At 57.2% G+C, this 23,773-nt stretch carries 19 protein-coding genes and 2 pseudogenes; 4 read left to right on the forward strand and 17 right to left on the reverse strand.

Annotated features, from left to right (window positions below; translation table 11 throughout):
* Nucleotides 1–482 precede the first annotated feature (482 nt).
* Nucleotides 483–1,166, reverse strand: coding sequence for a helix-turn-helix domain-containing protein (locus tag YUU_RS0130085; protein WP_027525702.1), 684 nt, complete (start codon nucleotides 1,164–1,166; stop codon nucleotides 483–485).
* Nucleotides 1,167–1,606: 440 nt separating this feature from the next.
* Here YUU_RS0130085 and YUU_RS59000 point away from each other — a divergent pair, with 440 nt between their 5' ends.
* Complete coding sequence (locus YUU_RS59000; RefSeq protein WP_156944583.1) at nucleotides 1,607–1,975, forward strand: hypothetical protein; 369 nt, start codon at nucleotides 1,607–1,609, stop codon at nucleotides 1,973–1,975.
* A gap of 442 nt (nucleotides 1,976–2,417) precedes the next feature.
* On the opposite strand, the gene YUU_RS52165 is transcribed toward YUU_RS59000, so the two are convergent.
* From YUU_RS52165 to YUU_RS52175, 11 genes are all read right to left on the reverse strand, one after another.
* The gene (locus tag YUU_RS52165; protein WP_051389949.1) at nucleotides 2,418–3,326 is read right to left on the reverse strand and encodes a hypothetical protein; all 909 of its coding nucleotides are present in this window, start codon (nucleotides 3,324–3,326) and stop codon (nucleotides 2,418–2,420) included.
* Between the two features lie 129 nt (nucleotides 3,327–3,455).
* The gene (locus YUU_RS52170; RefSeq protein ID WP_051389950.1) at nucleotides 3,456–4,670 is read right to left on the reverse strand and encodes a hypothetical protein; all 1,215 of its coding nucleotides are present in this window, start codon (nucleotides 4,668–4,670) and stop codon (nucleotides 3,456–3,458) included.
* A 283-nt stretch (nucleotides 4,671–4,953) separates the two neighbouring features.
* Nucleotides 4,954–5,604: a chloramphenicol acetyltransferase gene (locus YUU_RS0130100; RefSeq protein ID WP_027525703.1), complete on the reverse strand. Its 651-nt coding sequence runs from the start codon at nucleotides 5,602–5,604 to the stop codon at nucleotides 4,954–4,956.
* A gap of 98 nt (nucleotides 5,605–5,702) precedes the next feature.
* Nucleotides 5,703–6,392, reverse strand: a complete 690-nt coding sequence (locus YUU_RS0130105; RefSeq protein ID WP_027525704.1) for an ABC transporter ATP-binding protein — start codon at nucleotides 6,390–6,392, stop codon at nucleotides 5,703–5,705.
* Nucleotides 6,379–7,125 (reverse strand): ATP-binding cassette domain-containing protein, encoded by a 747-nt coding sequence (locus YUU_RS0130110; RefSeq protein WP_027525705.1) that lies wholly within the window; start codon nucleotides 7,123–7,125, stop codon nucleotides 6,379–6,381. Before YUU_RS0130110 ends, YUU_RS0130105 begins: the two co-directional genes overlap by 14 nt.
* Nucleotides 7,122–8,138 carry a branched-chain amino acid ABC transporter permease gene (locus YUU_RS0130115; RefSeq protein ID WP_027525706.1) on the reverse strand — a complete coding sequence of 339 codons (1,017 nt, stop codon included), beginning with the start codon at nucleotides 8,136–8,138 and terminating at the stop codon, nucleotides 7,122–7,124. Before YUU_RS0130115 ends, YUU_RS0130110 begins: the two co-directional genes overlap by 4 nt.
* 4 nt (nucleotides 8,139–8,142) lie before the next feature.
* Complete coding sequence (locus YUU_RS0130120) at nucleotides 8,143–9,006, reverse strand: branched-chain amino acid ABC transporter permease (RefSeq protein WP_027525707.1); 864 nt, start codon at nucleotides 9,004–9,006, stop codon at nucleotides 8,143–8,145.
* Nucleotides 9,007–9,083: 77 nt separating this feature from the next.
* Nucleotides 9,084–10,319 (reverse strand): ABC transporter substrate-binding protein, encoded by a 1,236-nt coding sequence (locus YUU_RS0130125; RefSeq protein WP_027525708.1) that lies wholly within the window; start codon nucleotides 10,317–10,319, stop codon nucleotides 9,084–9,086.
* 110 nt (nucleotides 10,320–10,429) lie between these two features.
* Nucleotides 10,430–11,767: an ABC transporter substrate-binding protein gene (locus tag YUU_RS0130130; RefSeq protein WP_084801608.1), complete on the reverse strand. Its 1,338-nt coding sequence runs from the start codon at nucleotides 11,765–11,767 to the stop codon at nucleotides 10,430–10,432.
* A 17-nt stretch (nucleotides 11,768–11,784) separates the two neighbouring features.
* Nucleotides 11,785–12,621 (reverse strand): phosphodiesterase, encoded by an 837-nt coding sequence (locus YUU_RS0130135; protein WP_027525710.1) that lies wholly within the window; start codon nucleotides 12,619–12,621, stop codon nucleotides 11,785–11,787.
* Nucleotides 12,622–12,649: 28 nt separating this feature from the next.
* Nucleotides 12,650–13,822: a cobalamin-independent methionine synthase II family protein gene (locus tag YUU_RS52175; RefSeq protein ID WP_051389952.1), complete on the reverse strand. Its 1,173-nt coding sequence runs from the start codon at nucleotides 13,820–13,822 to the stop codon at nucleotides 12,650–12,652.
* Nucleotides 13,823–14,792: 970 nt separating this feature from the next.
* Between YUU_RS52175 and YUU_RS52180 the strand changes: the two genes are divergently transcribed.
* A complete protein-coding gene (locus YUU_RS52180) occupies nucleotides 14,793–15,698 on the forward strand; it encodes a LysR family transcriptional regulator (RefSeq protein WP_051389953.1) in 906 nt (301 codons plus the stop codon).
* Nucleotides 15,699–16,227: 529 nt separating this feature from the next.
* Here YUU_RS52180 and YUU_RS61470 read toward each other — a convergent pair.
* Together YUU_RS61470 and YUU_RS61475 are read right to left on the reverse strand one after the other, a co-directional pair.
* Nucleotides 16,228–16,973, reverse strand: a pseudogene (locus YUU_RS61470) (EAL domain-containing protein).
* Complete coding sequence (locus YUU_RS61475; RefSeq protein WP_027525712.1) at nucleotides 16,886–17,569, reverse strand: GGDEF domain-containing protein; 684 nt, start codon at nucleotides 17,567–17,569, stop codon at nucleotides 16,886–16,888. The pseudogene YUU_RS61470 and the gene YUU_RS61475 overlap by 88 nt, the downstream one beginning before the upstream one ends.
* Before the next feature lie 1,411 nt (nucleotides 17,570–18,980).
* Between YUU_RS61475 and YUU_RS0130170 the strand changes: the two genes are divergently transcribed.
* The gene (locus YUU_RS0130170) at nucleotides 18,981–19,745 is read left to right on the forward strand and encodes a ferredoxin--NADP reductase (protein ID WP_027525713.1); all 765 of its coding nucleotides are present in this window, start codon (nucleotides 18,981–18,983) and stop codon (nucleotides 19,743–19,745) included.
* Between the two features lie 189 nt (nucleotides 19,746–19,934).
* Nucleotides 19,935–20,066 (forward strand): hypothetical protein, encoded by a 132-nt coding sequence (locus YUU_RS62425; protein WP_256375314.1) that lies wholly within the window; start codon nucleotides 19,935–19,937, stop codon nucleotides 20,064–20,066.
* On the opposite strand, the pseudogene YUU_RS59005 reads toward YUU_RS62425, so the two are convergent.
* From YUU_RS59005 to aepY, 3 genes and pseudogenes are all read right to left on the reverse strand, one after another.
* Nucleotides 20,019–20,171, reverse strand: a pseudogene (locus tag YUU_RS59005) (IS5/IS1182 family transposase); the annotation flags it as partial. The gene YUU_RS62425 and the pseudogene YUU_RS59005 sit on opposite strands and share 48 nt — an antisense overlap.
* An 829-nt stretch (nucleotides 20,172–21,000) precedes the next feature.
* Nucleotides 21,001–22,443: a phosphonoacetaldehyde dehydrogenase gene (gene phnY / locus YUU_RS0130175; protein WP_027525714.1), complete on the reverse strand. Its 1,443-nt coding sequence runs from the start codon at nucleotides 22,441–22,443 to the stop codon at nucleotides 21,001–21,003.
* 114 nt (nucleotides 22,444–22,557) lie between these two features.
* Nucleotides 22,558–23,742, reverse strand: a complete 1,185-nt coding sequence (gene aepY / locus YUU_RS52195; RefSeq protein WP_063621761.1) for a phosphonopyruvate decarboxylase — start codon at nucleotides 23,740–23,742, stop codon at nucleotides 22,558–22,560.
* Nucleotides 23,743–23,773 lie beyond the last annotated feature (31 nt).

Below are 23,773 nucleotides of genomic sequence, written 5' to 3' on the forward strand. Positions count from 1 at the left end.
TTTGATAGGGCGAAGATAACCAGACCTTTGTATTTTCCCAGTAGACGCATCGATCCTTGCTCGCAGTGAAAAACACGGGCACGCATCAGGAGAGGACGAAATCGTGCAAGTAGCTGATAACCCCACGCGCGCAGCTGCTTTTGGCGTCCGCTGGCTCATGCGCCCGCCGCGCGCCTAACCTGTCGTAAGCTTCGTTCATTGCGTCTCTCACCTTAGCCGACGAGGCGGCCTGCCTCATTCATCGTCCAGTTCGCTAGCGGTATTCCAGTTTGAATCCACTCGTTTTAGATCGGCCACCGATCAACCGGTGCACGGCGATATTGCTTCTTGAAAGCGCAGCGCTCGTCGAATTTGTTCAACTGTCGCTGGGAGCCGCTCGGCGAGCTCAGGCTCGGCGATCAACTGTCGTAATTGAAGTCCGCGCTGGACGCGCAAACGCAAAATTCTCCTGCCACAATGCCAATCTCCAATTCCAATTGTAGCTAGTTGTGCAAGTCGATGCGCGCAAGCAATCCTCGGTCCAGGATCGCGATTTCGCGTTGAGTATTGCCGATGAACTCAAGAATGCCGGCCTTGTGCAGCTGAGACACCGCGCGCGATACCGTTTCGAGCGTCAAGCCAAGGTAATCAGCGATATCGCGGCGGGACATCGGCAGCGAGATTATGCCGGCGGCGGTCAGACGCTCGTCCATTTCCAGTAAAAACGCAGCAACCTTCTCAAGCGACGTTTTGCGTCCCAGTAGCAGCATGTGGTTTTCCGCGTGCTGTAGGTTGCTGGTCGTCAGACCAAGTAGGTCGCGCGACACGAGGGTATCTTTCTCGGCCACCAGCTCGAGGCTTTGTCGCTTCATCAGGCGAAGAGTGGTCTCAACAACAGCTTCAGTTGTAAAGCGGTGCGTTCCACCGTTCTCGAGCCCGAAAATATCGCCAACCAGATGAAATGCACCGATCTGACGCCGGCCGTCGGAGAGCAGCTTGTAACTCCGCACCGCACCTCGTGTTACGAGATAGACGTACTCGGCGGGTTCCTTTTCACCGTAGATTTCTCTCCCTTTTTTGTACGTGAATTCGCCTAGATTGACGATCGCGTTTGAGCCGCTCGCCAAGCGGAAGTGTTTGAGTGAGTTTGGGCGAGGCGTTTGGTCTGTCGTGATGCGAACAAACATCGGCCCGCTCCTAAATCAAAACCCAACTCGAATAAAAACTGTTGCGAGACAAAGTGCAGTGTCGCCTGCACGTCTAGCAGCGTTCAACGACTCTAATGACGACATTAGTTTCCACAAGAATCGCAAAGCCGTCAACCTCGCGTTTTGAACCAGGCCCGACACAATCTGACGATAATGGATCGGTTGCTGATAGCTTGCGGCTTGGCATTGAATCCAAGCTCACGGACCGTCGTGAGATCTGGCAAAGGCTACACCAACGATTTCCGGCGTCCTGAACCTGCTTAAGGGTGAAATGCGTCGCCGTTCTGCAATAACTCGCCGTATCTCGACTTAACCGGACTTTCGGTCCTGTGAATACGCGCGACGTATCGTTGAGGTGCATCAACAAAAGATCTGGTCGGCGATGCTACCGAGTTCGTCTTCAAATTATGGAGGCTGAAATGCATCTTCGTGTACGATCAATTTTCGCCGTGGCCGTTCTTGGCTTGATACCGATCTCTGCAGACGCCGCTTCAGAGTGCCCGGTCACTGGCGTTCAGTCGAGTTGGGGTGTGAATTCAAGCGGCTACTTCAGTGTTTCGGCCGGTGGCACATGTCTATTGCCGCTCAAAATGGACGGAGTGATTGCCGCTTCGACCATCTCGCAAAAGCCCGCACATGGGACGCTAAAGAAGCTGAATGTATCGACATACACTTACACGCCCAAGGCAGGTTACAAGGGCGGCGATGCGTTTGCCGTCAGCTTTACGGGAAAGGGCCCCTCGGGTTCGGGAAAGTCAGTCATCACAATGAACGCGACAGTTCAGTGACACGCGTGCCGTAGTCGGTTTGGTGATGGACCTGCTGGCCTAACGTCGGGAGTGACCTTGCTCCCGGCGTTGCTCAAAGGCTGCCGATGAAGCAAGAGCACTGCCGTCTGCACATTCTCTGCCGATTAGGATTCGGCGGGCAGGAAAAGATGTTCCCCGTCAAGATCGCATCGCCATTGGCGAAAGACGCGGGTTCATGACCTCGCGGTCAGTGCCCAGCCCCGAGGTTGCCCTGATCAGTAAGGGAGGCAGCGAAACATGTTCGTCCGCCGTGATCGAAGCCGCACACACCGGTGCTCAGTATCCGGGTAACCGCCGAAGATGTTCCCACTCGATTTGTCAGAGGTGCAACGACGGCCGGGTACGAGACAAACCACATGACGACCAATACCGAGGTTGCTGTCGCTGATCGTGAATTTATCATCGCAATCGCTCTACCGCTTCACGGAAATGCCGTTGCGGCACATCTACGGCGTCGCCCCTTACATCTGTATTCCCGGATCCAAGTCGCCGTCTGCTCAAGTCCACCGAACCCGAAGAAGTGCCCTCGTAACGATCGCAACTCAGCCTTGGTTTCCATGTCGTGTAAAAGACGATCAATTAGCTCCTGTGGCTCATAACCGACGACCAGACGGCCGAATTTCTGGCCTAGGGAGCGCAGTGCTTGAGCAGAGTTCGTTACGCCACACATGTGAGCCAAACGCATGACGCTCTTCAGCGTGGCAGGTCCCGCCAATCCGACGCGAACGTCGTCTGCTATTCCTCGCGCCCGCAAACGTCTGATATGTGCTGCTATGGCGTCTGGCTCGAAACAAAACTGGCTCACCACCCACGGCGTCATCCCTTGCCGAACTGTCAACGAAACCTTTTGGCCGAGTTCGTCATCTAGCACGTCGGTTGGGATGTGCGGATGGGGCTGCGGATAGGTGGCAAAACCAAGGCGTTCAAAACCATAGCGAGCGAACAAGCCCGTCTCAAGTACCGCTCGACTGGAAGGAAACGGCCCGACGACCCGCGCAACGTCGCCCCCCAGCAACAATGCCCGATCGACGCCGGCCTCTTGCAGTCGGGCCAGTGTGGTCTCGAGCTGATTAGGGCTCTCGTATCTGCGTGCAACCACGTGAGGCACCGGAACGAAGCCCGATGTCCTGAGCTCTAGCGCTCTTGCGATAACCGTCTCTTGTGGCTCTCCCGATATACTCGCAAGATATATCTCTGTCCCGGGCGAAAGCACGCGCCTCGCCATCTCAGCCGCGCGGGTATCGCGAGGAATGATTTCAATGGAATACTGACCGAGGAATTGCCGGCAAGCCTCATCCTCGCTGCAAGCGTGGGCCTTTGACGCGGTCATGAACGATTCCTTTTCGGCCGCAACACGAGCGCACAGCAATCTTCGGCCAGAGGCTCGACGTCATCAGCCAGGACTTGATTGAGCTTCGAAGCAGGCGAAAAGGTCCCGCATTTCGCCGGAGGGCGTATTTCATGGCTTGTGGTTTCGGGAGATGACGTAAGACTCGTCCCAGAACCAAAGTCCCTTATGCTTGCGCAAGATCTCCTTGGTGCACGCCAGGTATCGATCGTCCGTCATCGCCCGGGCCAGTCGCTCGTCCTCAATCTGTGCCACGTAGTTCGCGTTATTCCAGGCTGCAAACAGCGTTGACGTCCCGATGGATGTAGCGTCCGCGTCAATTTCGTTGGGCAAGGTGTACATCACGTACTTGAATTTTGACTGATCATCGGTCAGCGTATTGAAGTTGTACTGACGCGCCTCATTCCCCATCGCGACTTTCGTCTCGCGCAATATATCTCGTCGATCGTTTGCGAAAGGCTGTTCCCCGGCCCACACGCTCTGAATGATTTCCAGACCTGGATCGTCGCCGCACGAATGAATGCCGACCAACCTGCCACCCGGAGCAAGCGCAAGCGCCAATGGTGCAACGACCTTTTGCGCTTTGAACTCCTCCGACGCTCGTGCCCGATAGGGCTGCGAGGCGATGACAAGATCGTAGTCTGCCATGATCGCGCCTTGCCTGGGGATGACCCGGTCCAACAGGAACCGGCAGCTCTGCAAATACAGCACCAGAACGACCGGGCGCTCATAGATCGGATTGCCGGATTTCTTACTCACACTGGCCTTCCAATGTTGAGCTAGAAATGGCTCAAGATCATTGATCTGACGCTCGTATTCGGCCGCAGTCCGCCCACTCAGGGCGACTTCATGCCAGACGAGCTTGGACGCCCTTGATGCCAGGCTCGCCGAAAGATATGGGGCTTCGTGATAGTAAAGGTTGGTCAGGACGATGACCGTGGCCGGGTGCTCGTGGAACCGATCGGGCAGTTTCTCGAGCGTCAAACGAATGTCTTCAAGGCTGATCTCTTTCCCGACGACGTAGAATGGCAGATGCTCGTAGCGCCGATGCATTGAACGCAGCACGCGGGCCAGCACCGTCCCATCCCCGACGCCTGCATCAAAGACCCGCACAGCCGGCGGGCGCGGACGAATCTGATCGAGTTCGAACGCTATTCGTTCTGATACGACGCGCTTCTCGCTGCACGTATTGACGAACATCAGGTACTTTTGTCGATTGTCATAAAATCGAAAGTTCTTCGCGGGTTCGACTTCGGTGATCGCTTGAACCTCGGGGCGCGCAAGCTCAGTTCGTGCAGCGGACGACACGTTAGCCTCTTTCTTCATGATGGTAGGATTTCTTTCGTGGCGTCACCAAGCCGTTAACCATGCACAGCATGGCGGAGAACCGCCGCACGAGATGAGCCTCGCCTTTCTAGCAGGCCGCCCCCAAAACGGCGTTTGGCCTTCGGAATGAGCAACTGGAGGACCGTGCTCATTGCTGGCGCCGAGAGGAGCTGCCGCGCAACCGGGACTGAAGCGAGGGCGCCGCCTCGGCGAGCAATTGCGCAGCGGCCAACGGGAGCGAGCCCGAGCCTCTGACAATCAGAAACCAGTTCTCTCGAAGCGATCAACGCGAAGATTCCAACCTGGCAAGCTCTCCCGCTTCGTATTTACTCAAAAAGTCTTCAATCGTCAGCTTGCGGAAATCCGGCAGCGCAGCGTGCAGACCTTCGTGATCCCAGTTCCACCACGCAAGCCTGGCGAGCCGCCCGGCGATATCGTCCGAGAACCGCCGCCTGACGATGCGAGCCGGATTGCCTGCGACGATTGTGTAGGCCGGCACATCCTTGGTAACGATTGCACCGCCCGCAACCACGGCACCAGTGCCGATGTTGCGGCCTGGAAGTACGATTGCGCCGTGACCGATCCAGACATCGTGACCGATCTGGACCTGATGCTGTCTCCGCCAATCGAAGAATTCTGCCTCGTCACTCTCGTTCGGAAAATAGGCGCTTGCCCGATAGGTGAAATGCGACTGGCTCGCTCGGTGCATCGGATGATTGCCGGGGTTGATCCGGGTCATTGCCGCAATCGAGCAAAAATTTCCGATGGTCGTGTAGGTGATCTGAGAATCGTTTTCGACGTAGGAATAATCGCCCATCGTCGCTTCTCGCAGGATCGTACGCGCGCCGACCTCACAGTATGCGCCGAGTGTTGTATCGTGTAGCTGCGCAGCCGGATGGACGGTCGGTTGGACTGAGAGGGCTTTGGCGGCCATGGTGGCTCCGCAAATTAAAAGATGGGCACTCGTCTCGAACGGATTGACACTCGTGACCCGCAGGATCGCCGGACGGAAGGCCCGGCGCCGGCAAGACCTCAGTCCGCCTCGAAGACACTGTCGGCGAGCAGTTCGGTCGGATTGCGTTCCGCCACGATCTCTCCCTTCTGGACGACCAGCGCCCGGGCAACCAGCGAGGCTACGAAACTGAGATCCTGATCGGCAATGATCATGGCGGTCTTTTCCAACCGGTGAATTGAAGATAAGCATTCGGCGATTTCGTCAGTCACCGAGGGCTGAATGCCCTCTGTCAGTTCATCGAGCAGAAGAAGCCGCGGCGAGCGAACCATGGCGCGGGCAAGCGCCAGCAACTGCCGTTCGCCTCCACTCAAAGCACCGCTGGGGCGCGCGAGAAGCATTTCGAGCCTCGGAAAGAGACGCAATATTTCGTCAATCGGCTTTGCCTTGCCGGCGCCGGGCATCATGCCCGCGAGCAACAGGTTCTCCTTGACGGTCAGGCCGGGAAAACCCGCGCCGCCTTGCGGCGTGTAACTAAAGCCGAGACGACTGCGTTGATGGGCAGGCAGAGCTTCGATGGCAACACCGTCCAGTACGATCCGGCCACCTTCGACCGGCAACAGCCCCATGACGGTCTTGAGCAAGGTGGTCTTGCCCATACCATTGATACCGATGATCCCGAGAATCTCATGAGCGCCGAGATCGAAGCTCAAGCTGCGCAGTACCTGTGTGTTGCCGTAGCCGGAGACCAAGCGTTCACCTTTCAGCATGAATGGCCTCTTTCTTGCGGCCGAGATAGATATCTCGGACGGTCTCGTTTGCCTCGACCTTGTCCATGGTGTCCTCCACCAACACTTTTCCCCTGTGCAAGACAGTAACCCTTTGTGCGAGACGGGCGATGAACTCTAGGTCGTGCTCGACGACGATCACCGTGGCACGGGCGTTGAGACGTTTGATGATGTCGACGGTCTTCAACATCTCATCACGCGTCATGCCGGCGGTTGGCTCGTCGAGGAGCGCGAGACGGGGATCGCTCGCGAGCAGCATGCCGAGTTCGCACCATTGGCGATGTGCATGCGAAAGGGTCGCGGCCGGCTGTTTTGCGCGACGGTCATCAAAGCCGATCTCCTCCAGTGCCAGCTCGACGACCCTGTCCAGCTCGCGCTTTGGCAGCCCCCTCCGCAGGGCGGCGAGGCGGATATTCTCTCGGACGTCAAGGTTGGCGTAGATGCTGGGAATCTGGTTCTTGATGGCGATGCCCAGGCGCGCAATGCGATGGGTGGCGAGGCCTTGCAGATTCTGGCCCTCGAACAGGACGTGGCCGCTGGTCGGCTGGTGTTGATGGGTGAGGCATTTGAAGAGTGTGCTCTTGCCGGCGCCGTTCGGACCTATGAGGCAGCGGATTTCACCGGCGGTCACGACGAGGTCGACGCCATCAACTGCGGCAACCCCGCCGAACCGTTTTACAAGGCCCCTCGTTGCGAGAATGGGTGCGCCGCTCATGCCGGTTTCTCCTTTCGCCTCAAGATGCCAGAACGGTTCTGGAACCTAGGTTTCGACAACTTAAGAATCATCGGCAGCAGGCCTTGAGGGGCGAGCAGTACGAACAGGATGATCGTCGCGCCGAAAATCAGCTCCGTATTGAAGATCTGGTTGGCCCCGAGCTGGCTGCTGAGAAGCTGGAAGCCGAAGCTTGCCGCGACGGGGCCGACAAAGGTTCCGAGGCCGCCGGCAATCACCCACAGAACGAATTGCGAGGCTTGCGGAAGATCGAAGACGTTCGGGCTGACGAAACCCATCACCGCCGTGTAAAGCGCTCCACCGAGCCCCGCGATGGCAGCACTCACGGCAAAGCCAACGAGCTTGTAGAAGCGAATGTCGTAGCCAAGGAGCTCGCTCCGCAACTCACTTTCGCGGATCGCCGTCATGATACGCCCGGCATCGCTCGAACGCAGGAACGAGAGCAGAATGTAAGCGCCTGCAAGCGCCAGCAAACAGATTGAGAACGTCGCTTCCGTGGATAGAAATGCCTGCGGATCACCTGGCATATTGAGCGAGGGTACTGCCGTGATCCCATTGAAGCCGCCGAGCGGCACCGGGCCGATGTGAAATGAGGGATCGGCAGTCGACGTCATGAAGGAATAGAAAATCAGCGTCACGCAGAGCGTAATGACGCCGAGATAGACGTCGCCCAGACGGCTGAAGAACAGAAAGTAGCCAAGGATGAGCGAGAATGCGACCGGCAACAGGGTTCCGATCAAAACGGCAAGCGTGCTGTCGCCGAGATTGGAGACCGCGATCGCATAGGCGTAGGCACCGAGACCGAAAAAGACCGAATGTCCAAGGTTGAGAATCCCCAGCGTCCCCCAGACAAAGGCGAGCCCGAGCGCTGCGATCGCCATGGCCGAAAAGGCGGACAGATTGACGAGGTCGAATGGCTCCAGAACGAACGGCCCAAAAGCCGCGAAGAGCACGAGAGCGACCGGAAACAAGGCATGTTTGAGTTGGCGCAGCATGACGTTATCGGCCTCCGGTCCACAAGCTGGAAACACCGGTCGGAAACAGGCGCAGGATGATCACGGCTAAAAGAAGCAGCGAGGCCTGGCCGACGACCGGCGTTGCGAAATAGGAAAGCAAGGCCTCAACCGGCCCGAGGATCGTTGCGGCTGACAGAAAGCCGGTAATCAAGGCCCCGCCGCCGCTGATCACGGTCACGAAGGCGCGTGCAACATAGGCCGCGCCCATGTGAGGAAGGACGCCGGATATCGGCGCAAGCAATGCGCCGGCAAGGCCACTGATTGCTGCGCCGATGATGAAAGTGGCCGCATACACGCGATCACAATCGATTCCGAGGGTGGTCGCCATCTCCGAATTTTGCATCGCCGCCCGCGCGATCAATCCGTATTTCGTCCAGTGCAAAGCCAGAAGAGAACACACGACGAGCAGGGCTGTGATTGCGATCAAGAGCAGTTGGTAAGCACCGATGGAATAGGCTCCGACCGGAATATTGCCGAGCGGGGCACTCACGCCCATCGTTGTGTTGCCGAAGACGGCGGTCACCGCGCCAATCAAGAACAGGCTAAGCCCCCAGGTTGCCAACATCGTCGTGACCAGATGACCGTAGAGCCGGCGAATGATGAGTAGCTCCACCACAGCTCCGATCATGCCGACAACCATTGGGGCGACAACCAGCATGGAGAGCCAAAGATTTACGCCGGCATGATTGGCGATCACAGTGGCGTAACCGCCAAGCATGACGAATTCGCCATGAGCAAAATTGATCACCCGCATCATGCCGAAAATGATAGCGAGCCCCAGGCTGATCAGGGCGAGAAGCGCAATGGAATTGACCACCGCGAAGCACAATATGACGAACTGGTCCATGGTCTATCCTGATCTGCGAAGACGGAGACAGGCGAACGAGGCGGCGCCACAGAGACGGCGCCGCGAGCGCCGGCCACTTAGATCTGGGGCATCAGAAAGTCGGTCTGGTTCGGATTGGTGAAGACGTTGCACTTGCCGCCATATGTATCAGGCGGAATCTGCTCCCTCTTCTCGATCAGGCTCCAGACGCGGTTCTTGACGGTGATAATGTGAACGTCTTGCGTCGTATTGTGGGTGGGGCCATCAGTGGTCATGACTCCGGCCGGACCTTCCCACCGGATGCCGCTTTCGAGGACCGCGAGAACCGCTTCGCGCTCGAAGCTGCCGGCACGTTTGACGGCTTCCGCCCACAGCATGACGCCGCTGTAGCCGCCAAAAACTTCGCCGTTGATATAGGGATGGTTCTTGCCGGCCAAGGCTTCGACCTTGGCCAGAAACTCCTTATTCTTCGACGTGTCGAGTTCCTGGAAGTAGTTGTATGCGACGATCACGCCATCGGTTTCCTCCGGAGCGAGGACCTCGTGCTCATTGCCGGCGGCAAAGACGATTGAGATGATCGGAATCTTCTTCAGCATGCCGGCCGCGGCCCATTGGCGATAGAAGGACATAGCCGGACCGCCAACGAGGCAGGAATGCACGATATCTGGTTTTGCGGCCTGGATTTTTGCGATGGCCGCGGTGAAATCCGTAACATCCAGAGGATAGTAGTCATCGGCCAACACCTCGCCACCTTGGCGCTTGGCCATCACGTGGTTCCAGATGCCGAAGTTACGGGGAGCGTTATAATCTGATGCAATATAGTAGAGCTTCTTACCGAGATTCTTGAACGACCATTCGAGCAGCGGAACAACCTGCTGGTTGCCACCAGTGTTGACGCAGAAAGAGTTTTTCTCGCAAAGACCACCTTCGTAAAAGGAGCCATAAATGAAGGGTATCTTGTACTTGCGTAAGACAGGGCGCGTGGCTTCGCGCGCAGCTCCGCTAAGTGCACCTTGCACCATGACGACCCGGTCATTCAGCGCCGCCTTCTGCGCATATTGCGGGTACTTGGTGATGTCGGACTGGCCGTCATAAACCTTGAGCTCGACTTTTTTGCCGAGCAGGCCGCCGGCGGCATTGATCTCCTCGACCGCGACCTTCATGCACAAATTCGACGGCACGCCATAAATATCAAGAGGTCCCGACAAATCGTGCAACGAGGCGATAGCGACGGTGTCTGATGCGGCCCAAGCGCGGTCGGCAAATGAGCCGGCGATAGATGCAGCGGAAATCGCCGCGGAAGAGGCGAGAAACGTTCGACGGGACAATTTCATGAGAATTCTCCTTGTGCTCGAAAGAGAGAGCCACCTCTTTCCCCTCGAGTGATGAAAGCCAAATGAGGCCGCGGCGCCATCCACGAGGCGGCGCCGCCAACTCGGTCACCCTACATTTGCGGCATCAAGAATTCCGTCTGGTTCGGATGGGCAAAGACGTCGCACCTGCCGCCATAGCTATCCGGTTGGATCTGCTCTTTGGTTGCAATCAGACGCCAGACGCGATTTTCGACCCTGATGATGCGCACGTCCTGGGTCGTGTGGTGCGTCGGCCCGTCAGTGACCATTTTTCCGCCGGGGCCTTCCCAAGTAATCCCGCTTTCCCAAGCCTTCATGATCGCGTCGCGATCAAAGCTGTTCGCGCGCTTGACGGCTTCGGCCCACAACATGACGGTGTTGTAGCCACCGATCGCCTCGCCATTGATGTAGGCGTGGTTTTGACCAATCGTTTCGGCAAAGCGTGCCAAAAAGGCTTTGTTTCGCGGCGTATCGAGCTCTTGGAAATAGTTGTAGGCGGCGTAGATGCCGTTCGTCTCCTCAGCTGCCAAGATCTCGTGCTCTTGCCCACCGCCGAAAATGATCGAGACGATCGGAATTTTCTTCAGCATCCCTGCCGCCGCCCATTGCCGGTAGAAGGACATTGACGGGCCACCAACCAGACAGGAATGGATGAAATCCGGCTTTGCCGCCTGGATTTTCGCGATTGCCGCCGTGAAGTCGGTCACGTCGAGGGGATAATAGTCGTCGGCAAGCACCTCGCCCCCTTCGCGCTTTGCCATCACGTGGTTCCAGGCTCCGAATGTGCGTGGCGCGTTGTAATCGGAGGCTATGTAATAGAGCTTCTTGCCTAGATTCTTGAACGACCACTCCAGCAGCGGAACGACCTGCTGGTTTCCTTCGGTGTTGCAGCAAAAGATATTCTGTTCGCAGGCACCACCTTCATAGATCGAACCATAGAAGTAGGGCACCTTGTATTTGCGCAGGACCGGTCGCGTTGCCTCTCGGGCAGCTCCGGTCAAGGCGCCCACCGCCATCACGGCTCGGTCGCGCAGCGCCGCCTGCTGCGCGTATTGCGGACCCTTGTTGATGTCCGACTGACAGTCGTACGCCTTCAGGACGATTTGCTTGCCGAGTAGTCCCCCTGCCTTGTTCAACTCCTTGACCGCGAATTCCGTGCACATGTTCGACGGAGCACCATAGACGTCGAACGGTCCCGACAGATCGTAGACGGAGGCGATGGTCACAGTGTCCGATGCCGCGGACGCGGGGCCAACAAGTGAGCCGGCCAGGGACGAGGCGGAGGCCGCGACCGAAGAGCGGAGAAACGTGCGACGGGACAAATTCATGAGAATGCTCCTTGGAGTCCTGAAAAGAAGCCCAATGGGTGCGAACAACCGCCCCGCCGGGGCTAGACGACGGATGGGCATGGGTGACGGATGCGGGGGCATGAGACCCCGCCGCGAAATCAGAGTTGAGATCGTCGTGCTATTGGAACGACTTGGCGCTCGACGGGTAGGTCCGGCTCGTACAGATATTTTGTGCTTGTATCGAGAAAATCGTGGGTGTGGATGACCACGGCATCGGCGTTCAGGAAAGCGATCGCATAGGCCGGAGGCTCCATACTGCAGGGAATTCCCCGCTCGTGACTAAAATCGAGCCACAATTGATGATTGAGCCCCCGCAAGGTGGAAAATGGAATGTTTTGCCAGCTGCCGGTGATTGGGCGATGCACATGCCCGAAGAACAGATGGCGGATGGAATGCCCGTCGAGAATACGTCCGAACGCCGCGCCATCGTCGAGCATGATGTCGTCGGCAGGCCTGAAGTGAACCGACAGCGGCGGGTGATGCATGAAGAGATAAATTGGTCTGCCGTGTGCCTCTTCCAGGCGCGCGCGCAACCACGCCTGGCGCCGCTCACAGTAGAGGCCGGCATGGCTGTCTGATCGTTTGGTATCGAGAAAAAGAAAGCGTCCCGCCGCCGTGTCGAGCACGGATTGAACGAAGCCGAAATCGTCGACTGGAGCTTCGGAAAATACGCTACGGAAATTGGCGCGATCGTCATGGTTGCCCATGAGAAGCCGCACCGGCATCGGCAAGACCTTGAGCGCCTCGTGCAGGCGAGCGTAGGCACTCCGCTCGCCATGATGAGCAAGATCGCCCGTGATGACGCAAAGCTCGGCATCTGCATGATGCTCAGCCACGTCGGCCAAGCAGGCTATCAAGCGCTCGCCTGGATCATTGTCGAAGAGACGATCACCTGTTGGAACCAGGTGAAGGTCGGTGATCTGGATGATTTTCATGTGGGTGTTTGCCAGCGGCTTTGCGCTTTCACGAGGCAATGGCTTGCTTGGAGTGCGTTGAGTTCGCGTTCCAGAGCCGGCGCGATGCAATCTCGGCGCCTTGCACAAGCGACTCGAGTTTGCGCCAGGCAATGTCCGGGTCGACAGTGTGAAAGGTCGCAAAGCTCGCGAAGCCGCAGTCCGTTCCGGCGATCACGCGCTCGCGGCCGACCAGATTGGCGTATTGCTCGATGCGCTGCGCGACGACTTCGGGATGCTCAATGTAGTTCGTGCAGGTATCGATAACGCCTGGCACGATAATCTTGTCATCGGGAAGTCGCGTTTCCTTGAACAGGCTCCATTCATGCGAGTGGCGCGGATTCGCCGCCTCCAGTAGCAGCGCCATCGGCCGCGCTTTGATGATGATATCGAAGATCTCGTGGAGATCGATGTCGTGGTGATGCGGCGACTCGTAATTGCCCCAGCATAGATGCAGGCGCATCCGATCGGCGGGAATGTCGCGCAGAGCATGATTGAGCACTTCCACGTGAAGAGCGATTTCCTTTCGGAACTCCGCCACATCCATTGGTTTGGCCCGAAAATGGCGGCCGAGCGCCAGATCCGGACAATCAAGCTGCAGGAGCAAGCCTGACGCAGCGATGGCATCGTATTCATGCTTCATCGCATCGCCCAGCGCATAGAGGTAGGCTTCCTGCGATGGATAATATTTGTTCGGCATGTAGTGTGCCATGATCCCCGGAGACGAGGCGTTCATGAACGCTTCCTCGACAGAGACCGTGTTGAGTGCCGCCTTGAGATTGGCGATATCCGTCGCCACCGCCGCCTCTCCCTGGTACTCGAGAGGCCCCACGCAGGCGGGAGTCTTGATATCGAGATTGACCCGCTTTGCGAAATTCGAGAATTCGGCCAGTTCGGACAAGGCAAGCGGCTGATCAACGCCCGTCAAACTTGTCATACGCTCGCGCGCATAGGTCGAATAGGCGTATTTGCTCATCTCGCCATCGTCGACAACCGTTAGGTCAATACTCGCCTGCTTTTTTACGATGTCGACGACCGCTGAACTGATGCTGGCCGCCAGCAACGGACCGCGGTCGGCGTCCAGTCCGCCCTTTTCTTTCGCCAGCAGCATCTCCTCCAATAGGGGCGGCCGCGGCAAACTGCCGACATGTGTCGTGAGGATTCGATCGGTGCTTATTTTCATTCATCTCTCCTGTAAATTTTGGCGAACTCGGCTGACGGCCCTCTATCCGCGCTTCTGCGGAGCGAGGAGCACCTCCTTCACTCGTGATTTTATTGGGCGTGAGCGATGCGCTCTCTGTTTACGAGCCGAGAGCGCATAGCGGCTTGTCGCCTGCGTCCGGAGAAGAGGCCTAGCAAGCGTTGTTGACGCGTAAATGTCTTGATATTAGCCTTGCTAATAGAAGAAGTATTGCTTCTATTAAATAAGCTGGCTTCCAAATCGGCTCAGTAATTGCCGCTGCCGTTTTTATCCTGCGCGACGAGCCTGCTGCTCGCAGTCAATTATCCCGGACCGTACCACCGTTCTCGCTGAGAAAATCCAACGAACAACTTTAATTGCCGGTGCGCTCCGTTCCAAAGTGGTTCGCAGCTGGCACTATCATTTAAAGCTGTTCTTTCGCGCAGATAAGTTGCTGCTAAGCAGAGGTTCTCGGGTTTTCCTAAACTCGAAACCAACGAGCGAGGCGCCAAGCTCTGCTTGGAGAAGCAGCAGAAGTTTGACATTTCGTATACCATGTGATGTTCATTCCCAAGTACCACAGGAAGACTGTACGGCGACCTGAGGCAACATCTCGGAAAGTTGCTTCGTCAATTCGTGATGCAGCAGCAGAGCTCGGTTGAGGAAAGGGATATGAGAACCTTCTGGGGGCCGGGAATACATTGTTTTGACCGTCGGCCGAGACAAGCCCGTGAGTGGAGAATGCATCAGGAAGCAAGAGGCCGAAGACACGCACCTTTATCCACTGTCCAGGTGGCACTGAGTCCACCTTTAGGCGTCCTGATCAATTGGGGTCGGACTGGCGATGCCAACGTCGAGCCTGAGCAGCCCAACGGTTTTTGGTTCTTCCAGAGACAACAGACGGTGCGCAAAAGCCCTTGACCCCGCCTGGGAATGCGAATTCACCGCAATAGGATGAGCAGGCTTCGACAGCATGAAAATCAGTTCTCACCAGACTGCTGCCTTTACAGAGGTCTTCAGGCGGAGAAGCGTTTCTGAAGCTGCAACCGTCCTCGGTGTCACCCAGTCGGCCGTCACCCAGCACCTTGCCAAGCTCGAGCAACATATGGGGACGACACTCTTCATTCGGCATCGCACCGGGCTCGTGCCCACAAAGCCGGCTCAGGAACTGTTTGCTCTAACTGATCGCGTTCGGGTTCTGGAGCAATTGGTCGCGGAGAAGATCAATGCCTACAATGACCTGTCGGCCGGCCATCTAACGGTGATCGCGAACGCGCCGTGTCCAGCGATGCCGATTATTTCCGAATTCAACCGACGTTTTCCGGCAGTGAGAATCACGTTTTCACTAGTGCCCTGGGAGCTTGCTAAGCAGCGACTTGAAGCGCGTGATGTCGATATTGCTATCATCACCGAACCTGATGACCTTGCCAGCCTATTCCACGTGGAGCTAAGCAAAACTCGGCTTATGGCGCTCGTGCGGCGCGAGCATCGGCTCGCCTGCAGACCGACACTCGGTCTGGCCGAACTTGCACAAGAAAGGATCATTCTAACCGAGGATGGTTCTCTGACACTACGAGAAGTGGAAAAGGCCTGTCTTGAGAACAGTATAAATATGCCGAATGTTATTAAGATGGCGACTTATCCCGTTCTAAAGGAAGCCGTTCTGCACGGAATCGGGGTAGGTATTCTTCTTCAAGACAGCGTTTTTCCGGCAGAGGAGCTCGTGTACAAGCCTGTCGATGAATTCTGCAGTGATTTCAAAACGTATATAGTCACGACATCGGATAAAAGACGCCTACGATGCGTGGAATCGTTCTTTGAAACCGTTCAGATCTCTATTGAGAATCAACCAAGTATTCGCCAAGCCGAGACAGATTAGAAATCGTATCGCAGCCGCCTTGTGCGGACTTAAGGAACATCGTTCGAGGTGGTTGCTCCAGATGTCGCGCATGTGGCTCAAGCAAGCGCGGTGCTGTACTTGACGTGCCCTTTGCGGTGCTCCCGGTGATGACAAGGAAGTTCTGCGCAGGATATGGCAAATACCGGCCTTGAATTTGAATGTGTGCCGTAGATCTACATATTCACCGAGGCTTGACCCAAACGTCATGCTCTTCCCAGGGCTGCGCGATCGACTGCAATAATAGGATCCCGGCCTCCTAGACCCTATGTTTGCCTTCTGAGGTGACGGGCGGCCTTTTTGACTGTCGCACGCATCGCGCTCCTAATGTTAGATCCTCGTTGAGAGGGCTGCGCTCATTTTCCGCGGGGCCTGTTGGAATACGCTCTTGGATGGTGAGTATCGACGCGCGAGGAGTCCGACCGCGCTCGCCGGAGATCTCAGCCAGGTGTCGTTGGTTTCATGGATGTCGCTTCGGCCTTCGATGTCGCAGGGTGATATCGCAAGTTGGTCACATGCCCATCTCGGGATTCATTCCGCTAACAATGCCAGCGCCGTACGCAGCGTCGCGCGACACGATGGTCGGTCGGTTTGTCCAAGGCGTCTCAAGCGGCAGGCGTCGACCATTGCTTATTTTGATCGAGCAGGGCGAAGATGCGGTCGGCTGACCGATGAGATATCCTTGGACTTCATCACAGCTGGTTTGGCGCAAATACCCGAGCTGCTCGATTGTCTCGACGCCTTCCGCGACCACGCCAAGGTGTAGATCCTGCGCCAGCGTGATCATTGATTCTACGACAGCCGCGCTATCCGGCCGTGTCAGCATGTTGCGTATAAAGGACTGATCGATTTTGATGCGGGTATATGGCAATTTTAGCAAATAGGTCAGCGACGCGTTATTTCGATTTCAAGACGGCCAGGGGCTCTGGCCTGCGCCAGGGCCTGCACGATTGTTTGCAGTATGCTGGTGTTATGAAATTGAGCTGCAGAGAAATTCACGGCGATCCTGAAATCAGAGGGCCAGTTCGACAGCGTAGAGCAGGCGCGTTGGACCACCCACTCACCGATCGGGTGGATCAATCCGGTTTCCTCGGCAATTGGAATGAACTCAGCCGGCGAAAGGACTCCCCGGACAGGGTGTTTCCAGCGCAGCAAGGCCTCAAAGCCGGTTACTCGGTTCTTGCGAATATCAAAGAATGGTTGGTAGACGAGAAAAAGCTCGTCTCGCCCGATCGCCTCCTCCAGATCCCGTTGCAGCGCTCTCCGATCGCGCGCGGATTTGTCGTCGCTGACTTCAAAGAAGCGAACCGTCCCGGGCCCCGCTTTTTTGCGCGATAGAGCGCAGGGTCGGCATTTTTCAGGAGCTCATGAGGTGTATTGCCGTCGCGAGGGGCCAACACGATTCCGACGCTCGTCGCGCCCGCGATCTCGCATCGTTCGATCAGGAATGGCTCGCCGAAAGCGCCGACGAACTGCTCGGCGATTTCCAACGCATCTCCTACTTTGGCCAGATTGGTCATGATCAGCGCAAATTCGTCTCCGCCGATCCGCGCGACAGTATCGGTCTCACGCGCGCATCGCTGCAGTCTTGCCGCGGCCTGAATGAGAAACCCATCTCCTGCGGGGTGGCCGAATTTGTCGTTCACTTCCTTAAAGCGATCGAGATCGAGGAGAAACACCGCGAACTCCTCGCCCGAGCGAGCGAGCCGGTTGAGGGCAGCTTCGAGGCTTTCGTTGAAGGCGAAACGGTTCGGCAACTGGGTCAGGGGATCCCGCCGGACCCTCTTTTCGGCCTCCAATTGAGCAATGGTGCGTTTCGTGAATTCGAAAGAATGGGCGAAAACGCCGGCCATAGGCCACAACGAGGATAGCGACGAGCAGATAAACGAAATCGCCGTTTCTGCCGAGGCAAATTGCCGTCCCCGCGAAAATCGGAGCCGTGAATGCAACCGCCGCCACGGGAATCGTAGCGAAAGCGAATGCTCCGCCCGCGAGCATCCCGGAGCAAAGACATGTGATCACGAGTTGGCCACCATTGGAGGCGTCGGCGAAGAAAGCCACCGGAACGATCGCCCAGGCGGTCCCAAGAACGAATGCATTTCGCACCAGCCGATGCATGGCCTGTCGGGAGACGAACTGCGGCTTCCTAATTCGTCGTGATAAACGCGCCTTCAGGCCTATCGATAACGCGCCGCAAACGACGGCAGCTGCCCAGATTAGGGCATAGTTTCTGTTGGGCGAGTGCCAGAGAGCAATCGCAAGCACCGTCGCATTGCAGGCGTTCGCCAGCATTATGCCCAGGGAATAACCAAGCACGAGGGAAATCTGCTCCGCGCGAATGTGCCCTGCGACCGCTTCATCGGTCGCTGGGCCGCCAAAAGCCGCCAGATCCCCCGCGAATAGCTTCGAGAGATTCGAGCTCAGATATGTCCTCATCTGGGACCCCCGCGGGGCTGGCTCTAACGTTGCCGCCAGTGCTGGAAGGTCGCGGCAAACATTTGAGAAAAGATAAATTCTCGAAGTTCGCCACGTCCGGCGCAGCATGGGGCGGCCGAGCTCATTCTCTAACGGTGGCTAAGGGGGCCGAGAGCTGGGCCGACCCCCGTATCCTCTGTCACCGCAAACGCGAGGGCGCAGTTCTGCGCGTTGCGTACTGACCTATCTTTAATCGATCGCCGAATTCAGCTAACCGGCCATGATGGCAGCTTGTGCGCTACCCTGAATTAGACGGTAGGGCGGTATGAGATCGACCGTGCTCTACGAAAAGATCGCGAACGCATCGCAAGTTACGGCGGCCTGCGCCGACGACCTTCTCTCTCGATTAGATCGGTAGGATGACGCAGCTTGTGCCAATCGTGGCTGCGCGACATCTCGCCGCTTCCCCGCTCCATATCCGATAGAACGAAGGAATGCTGCGGGTTCACCGCAAGAAACGCACGATACGACCGCAAGGGCAGGTCTAATGTTGCCAAGGCCAATAGAGGTGATGTGTGGGCAGGACGATCTCCGCATTCCCCTAACCGATGTCCCATTCCCGAGACCTAAGTACGAGCGCTCCCTCGCTCCTACGGAGCTCATGCGCAATCGTGACCTTGTGTCCGACAGCTTCCTGACACTGACCGCGATCAGTCTGATGGTGCTCTGCTCGAGCCTGCTCGCCTTTGCGTTCACTTAAAGCGACGCGCTCGTTGCGTTTCGCCTTGACTATGATCTTTTCGGAAAACAGGTGCCCGGATCACACTCTAACCTCGCGGGAGCGGTGAGATGAGCAATTTCAGCCAGGAAAGCGTGCTGAGCGTCCATCACTGGACCGACAATCTCTTTAGCTTCACCACCACGCGCAATCCATCGTTCCGCTTCCGCAGCGGCGAATTCACCATGATCGCGCTCAAGGTCGACGAAAAGCCGCTGCTGCGCGCCTACGGCCTCGCCAGCGCCCATTACGACGACCGGCTGGAGTTCTTCTCGACCAGAGAGCCGAACGATCCCTTAACCTCGCGTCTGCAGCATTTGAAGGAGGGTGACAAGATCATCGTGAGCCGCAAGGCGACCGGAGCGCTGGTCATCGACAATCTCGAGGATGGGCGCAATCTCTATCTGGTCGGCACCGGCACCGGCCTTGCCCCGCTCCTCAGCGTGATCAAGAATCCCGAAACCTATCTACGGTTCGAAAACGTCGTGCTGCTGCATGGCTGCCGCCGCGTCGCCGAGCTTGCCTATGGCGAGATGATCACGGAAAAACTGCCGAGCGACGAGCTGCTCGGCGACTTCGTGCGCTACCAGCTGATCTATTATCCGACCGTGACCCGCGATCGTTTCTGCAACTGCGGCCGGATCACCGAGCTGATCGCGTCAGGCAGGCTATTCACGGAAATCGAGCTGCCGGAACTTGAGCCGCAGCATGACCGCGTCATGATCTGTGGCAGCGCCGCCCTGGCGCGCGATACCCGCGAGCTGTTGGTGGGGAGGGGCTTTGTTGAAGGCAGTCACGGCAAGCCCGCGCAATTCGTGGTCGAAAACGGCGTTTGAACCGTAGCCCTTGATTGTGTGAGGTCGGCCAGAGCCTGAACTATACCGTCGCCCGTCGGTGGCCCTGAAAGCGTGCTTGTTGCCGGCTCGGAAGTTCGGCACCTTTGGCGATCTGGCCGCGCACTTTGCTCACGCGCATTCGAAGGAGCGTTCAAGGGGCGGGATATTCGCGACCGATGTTGCGTGTGGATGGAAAACTACATCGAAAAGAAAAATGAGCCGGCGCTCGATTCGTTGGTGCAAGAATTTAGAGCGCATTACATCAGTCATCCGTTAACAAGCCGGATTGAGCTGGGCCTGGCAAGCGAGCTTTCGCCATAGCAATCCCAGGAACAGCCACAATAAATCCCTGAGCCACGCGAGGATGCGGCGCAAGTTGTGGCCGACGGCTGAGAGGATGACGTTGGCGGCGTCGCCGGCGCGGCCTAGCTTGTCTCATAGACGTTGAGTGTATAAAAAGAGCGATCTATGATAGAATCGACTTGCTCTATGGTCGAGATGTACTCGGTTTTGAGCACGATGCAGATCCTTGGTAAAGGATCCCACTTGCCCCGCGCTCATGGCGCGGGGCCTTTTATTCGTGCCGGAGATCGAACATTCAGGGGAGGCGCTTAGTGCTTATTTTTGGCCCGAACCTAACCCGCTCTGATGAAGAGCAGATGAGCGTGGGTGCGTCGAATTGCAAAAGACAATGAGGAGATGTGACCAGGACTATCCACGTCAGCGTCGCCACCGCACTCGGCGCTCCGTTCATTTACACCTCCTTCGGTAGACCCATGAGTGCGCAGCTCGACATGCGTTCTGGGGATAATGTGGCTCCTTGTAAGCAGGGGCCTCCAAGCCGGAAAATGCCAGGATGGAGTTTAAGCTGGAGCGGATCGAAGAGATTCGTCGTCGCTACAAGAAAGTGTTCGGAGAAGACATTTCGGTGGGTGACGCTCGTCATATGGCGCGCCGACTTATCAACTTGTACCAAAGAACTCGACGAGCGGGCGGGGCCGCCGCTATGTCCGGAGCAAGGCGCTGAATGAGGCGCTCTAGGTGTGCTCTTGAAGGTTCTGCTGCTGTTAGCGGCGTCGCCGCGGGGAGTATACCCGTGCGTATCGGGCGAATGCGTTGAAATCCGTCCGCGCGCTTCCGTGCGATCGACTCCGACGTTCAGCTCGTCCCTATCCGCAATAGAGCGTCCATTGTTATGATAAGGATGCAATAGGACGATTCCTCCGCCTTCGGCGCCAGCCAAAAAGCAGTTGGCCTAGACTGGCCATGGAAGCGAGTAGGTCTTCAACTGCGTGAAGCTACGCATTGCTTCCAGCACACCCTCCTTGTGCCCGAGTCCGGACTGCTTGATCCCCCCGAACGGGGTCAATTCGGTGCGATATCCGGGAACTTCCCATACGTTGACGCAGCCAACGGCGAGACCGTCGATGAGCTTCGTCACATGATCGAGCCGGTTGGAGCAGACTCCGGCAGAAAGTCCGAACTTGGTCGCGTTGGCGATCGATATGATCTGATCAACATCGTTCGGACAACGGATGATCGGCAGCACAGGTCCGAATGTTTCTTCAATAACCAGTTCGGACCTTGGTGAGACATGGTCCAACAGGGTGGGCGGATAAGATGCGCCGTCAGGTACGTTGCCGAGCAATAGAGTAGCACCAGCATCGACGGCATCGGTAACGCGCCGAGCAATCAGTTCGGCCGCCTCTTGATTGATGACGGTGCCGAGGTCAACCGATGGATCGCTCGGATCGCCGGTCGAGAGCTTCCGCATGTGATGGAGCGCCCGCTCGGCAAATTCGTCGGCAATCGAGTCAACCACGAGCGCCCGCTTGACAGCTGTACATCGTTGCCCCGAATTCTTGATCGCTCCTTGAACAGCCAGATGCGCCGCCCGATCAACATCGGCATCTTCAAGCACAATGATCGGATCGTTTCCACCGAGCTCCAAGATGAGCTTCCGGTAACCGGCCCGTTCCGCAATGTGATGCCCAACGCGAACGGAGCCGGTAAATGTCACCAGCTCCGCATCGGGATCGGTGAACATCGCATCTGCCAAGCCGTGGGGGGCCCCTGTCACGATCGAAAGCATACCCTCCGGAAGGCCTTGCTCGTACAGAATCCTGCCAAGCGCCAGAGCAGTCAACGGCGCCCGCTCAGACGGCTTCAGGACCACGCGGTTGTTCGTCGCAATGGCGGGAGCGAGTTTATGGCTGACGAGATTGAGAGGATGGTTAAAAGGCGTGATAGCGGAGATCGCACCGGCGAGCGGTGTGCGCATGGAAAAAATGCGCCGATCATGGGGGGTTACGCCAATGTCAGATGGATAAATCTCGCCCTCGCTCTGGATCAAGGTGTGGGCAGCAAATGACCAGACATCGCAAGCACGCCCGGTTTCATGCAAAGAGTCCTTCAGGCAGAGGCCGGTTTCTGCCGTGATAAGCCGAGCAAACCGGTCTTGATCTCTCCTAACAGCGCTTGCCGTCCCCAGGAGGATATCCGTTCGTTCGCGGCGCGTGAGCCGAGGATGAGTCCGCGCAGCTATCTCAAATGCTTGGCGTGCATGCTCCGGTCTGGCCTGCGGGACGCTGCCAAGAAGCATTCCTGTGAATGGATTGCGGACTTCGATGGTCGCGTCCGAGTGGGCAGGCGCGCCCGCGATGAGCATTGGATGATAGTCTTGATCGTTATCGTGCATGCCATAACTCGATTGTTTGCGCCTATTTAAAATCCGAGACAGGTCTCGCGTTGCTTCGAAGTAGCTTGTTAGCCCATAACAACCAGGTTCCCCCTCCAAACAGAGCGATGAAAATCAGGCATACGTCCGACCATAGAACTGTGACGCCAGTCCCTTTATGCCGGCGGTCGCGGGCTCGTTACGGCGAATGCTGACACAGCGCTGAAAGATAGTTTTGTTCTGCAGGGGAGAATATCGACTCGTGACGCGGGGAAGCTGAGAGGGATGGAGGCGGTTGACTTTGCAGACCACGAAGTGAGGCCCCCTACGCTGAGAGCATTGCCGCATGATTGTCGCGATATTCTCGGCTCGCTCACAGCGGGTAGCCGTTTGATACCCGCAGGCGGACGCGACGACTTCGAGAGACGTCGTTCGTGACGTCGAGAGCTGACCGCCTGTCGAAACATACCCTTCGTTGTCCAGCACCACATGCATGAGATTCTGGGGGCTGGCATAGCCAATAGTCGATAGAATCCCCATGTGCATGAGCACGCCGCCGTCTCCATCCAATGCCAGGACGGGTCGGGCAGGCGAGGCCAGCGCGAGCCCTGCTGCGACCGCGCTACAATGCCCAAGGGAGCCCTGCATGTAGAAATTCAGAGGACGATCTTGGACACGGAACAGCTCACGCGAGATGAACCCGGTTGTAGAGACAATGAGAGTGTCGTTTTGGAGCTGCTGGCAAATCAACTCTATGGCTTGCCCGACACTGAGCCCGTAATGGATTGCATCAGCTCGTGGTTCAGCCGCGCTGCAGTCGGATAGCTGGCCTTGCCGGAAGAGCAATGCAAACGGGGCAGAGCGATGAAATTCATCGTTGCCGCGCGCGAGCGCGTGATCCAAGCCGGACTCGGTCCCATCGAAGTCACACCATTCAATGGAGAGCTCGTTCAAGAGAGTTTTTGTCTTGGCACCCATGATCGCGTGTTGTGGCTCGTCGACAGATTCGTCGGGGTGGCCGCGAACGGACAAGAGGAGCAAGAGCGGAATTTTGTTGACCATCAACAGAGATGTAAGCGGGTTGATGATATTGCCGAGCCCAGAGTTTTGAAGCGCAACGACGCCTCGCTGTCCTGAGAGAACCGCGCCAGCAGCTAGCGCAATTGCGCTGCCTTCATTGGCCGCAGGCACGGCCAGGAATCCAGGAGAGTCAGCCACTTGCTCAAATAGATCGCCAAAGATGGAACACGGTACCCCAGAAAAAATGCTGTACCCAGCCGCGCGGATCTTCGACAACAGAACGCGGGTTGGAATAGACATGTCGTGCTCACGCGATTCACGAGAGGAGCGG

Source organism: Bradyrhizobium sp. Ec3.3, assembly GCF_000472925.1.
Lineage (GTDB): Bacteria > Pseudomonadota > Alphaproteobacteria > Rhizobiales > Xanthobacteraceae > Bradyrhizobium.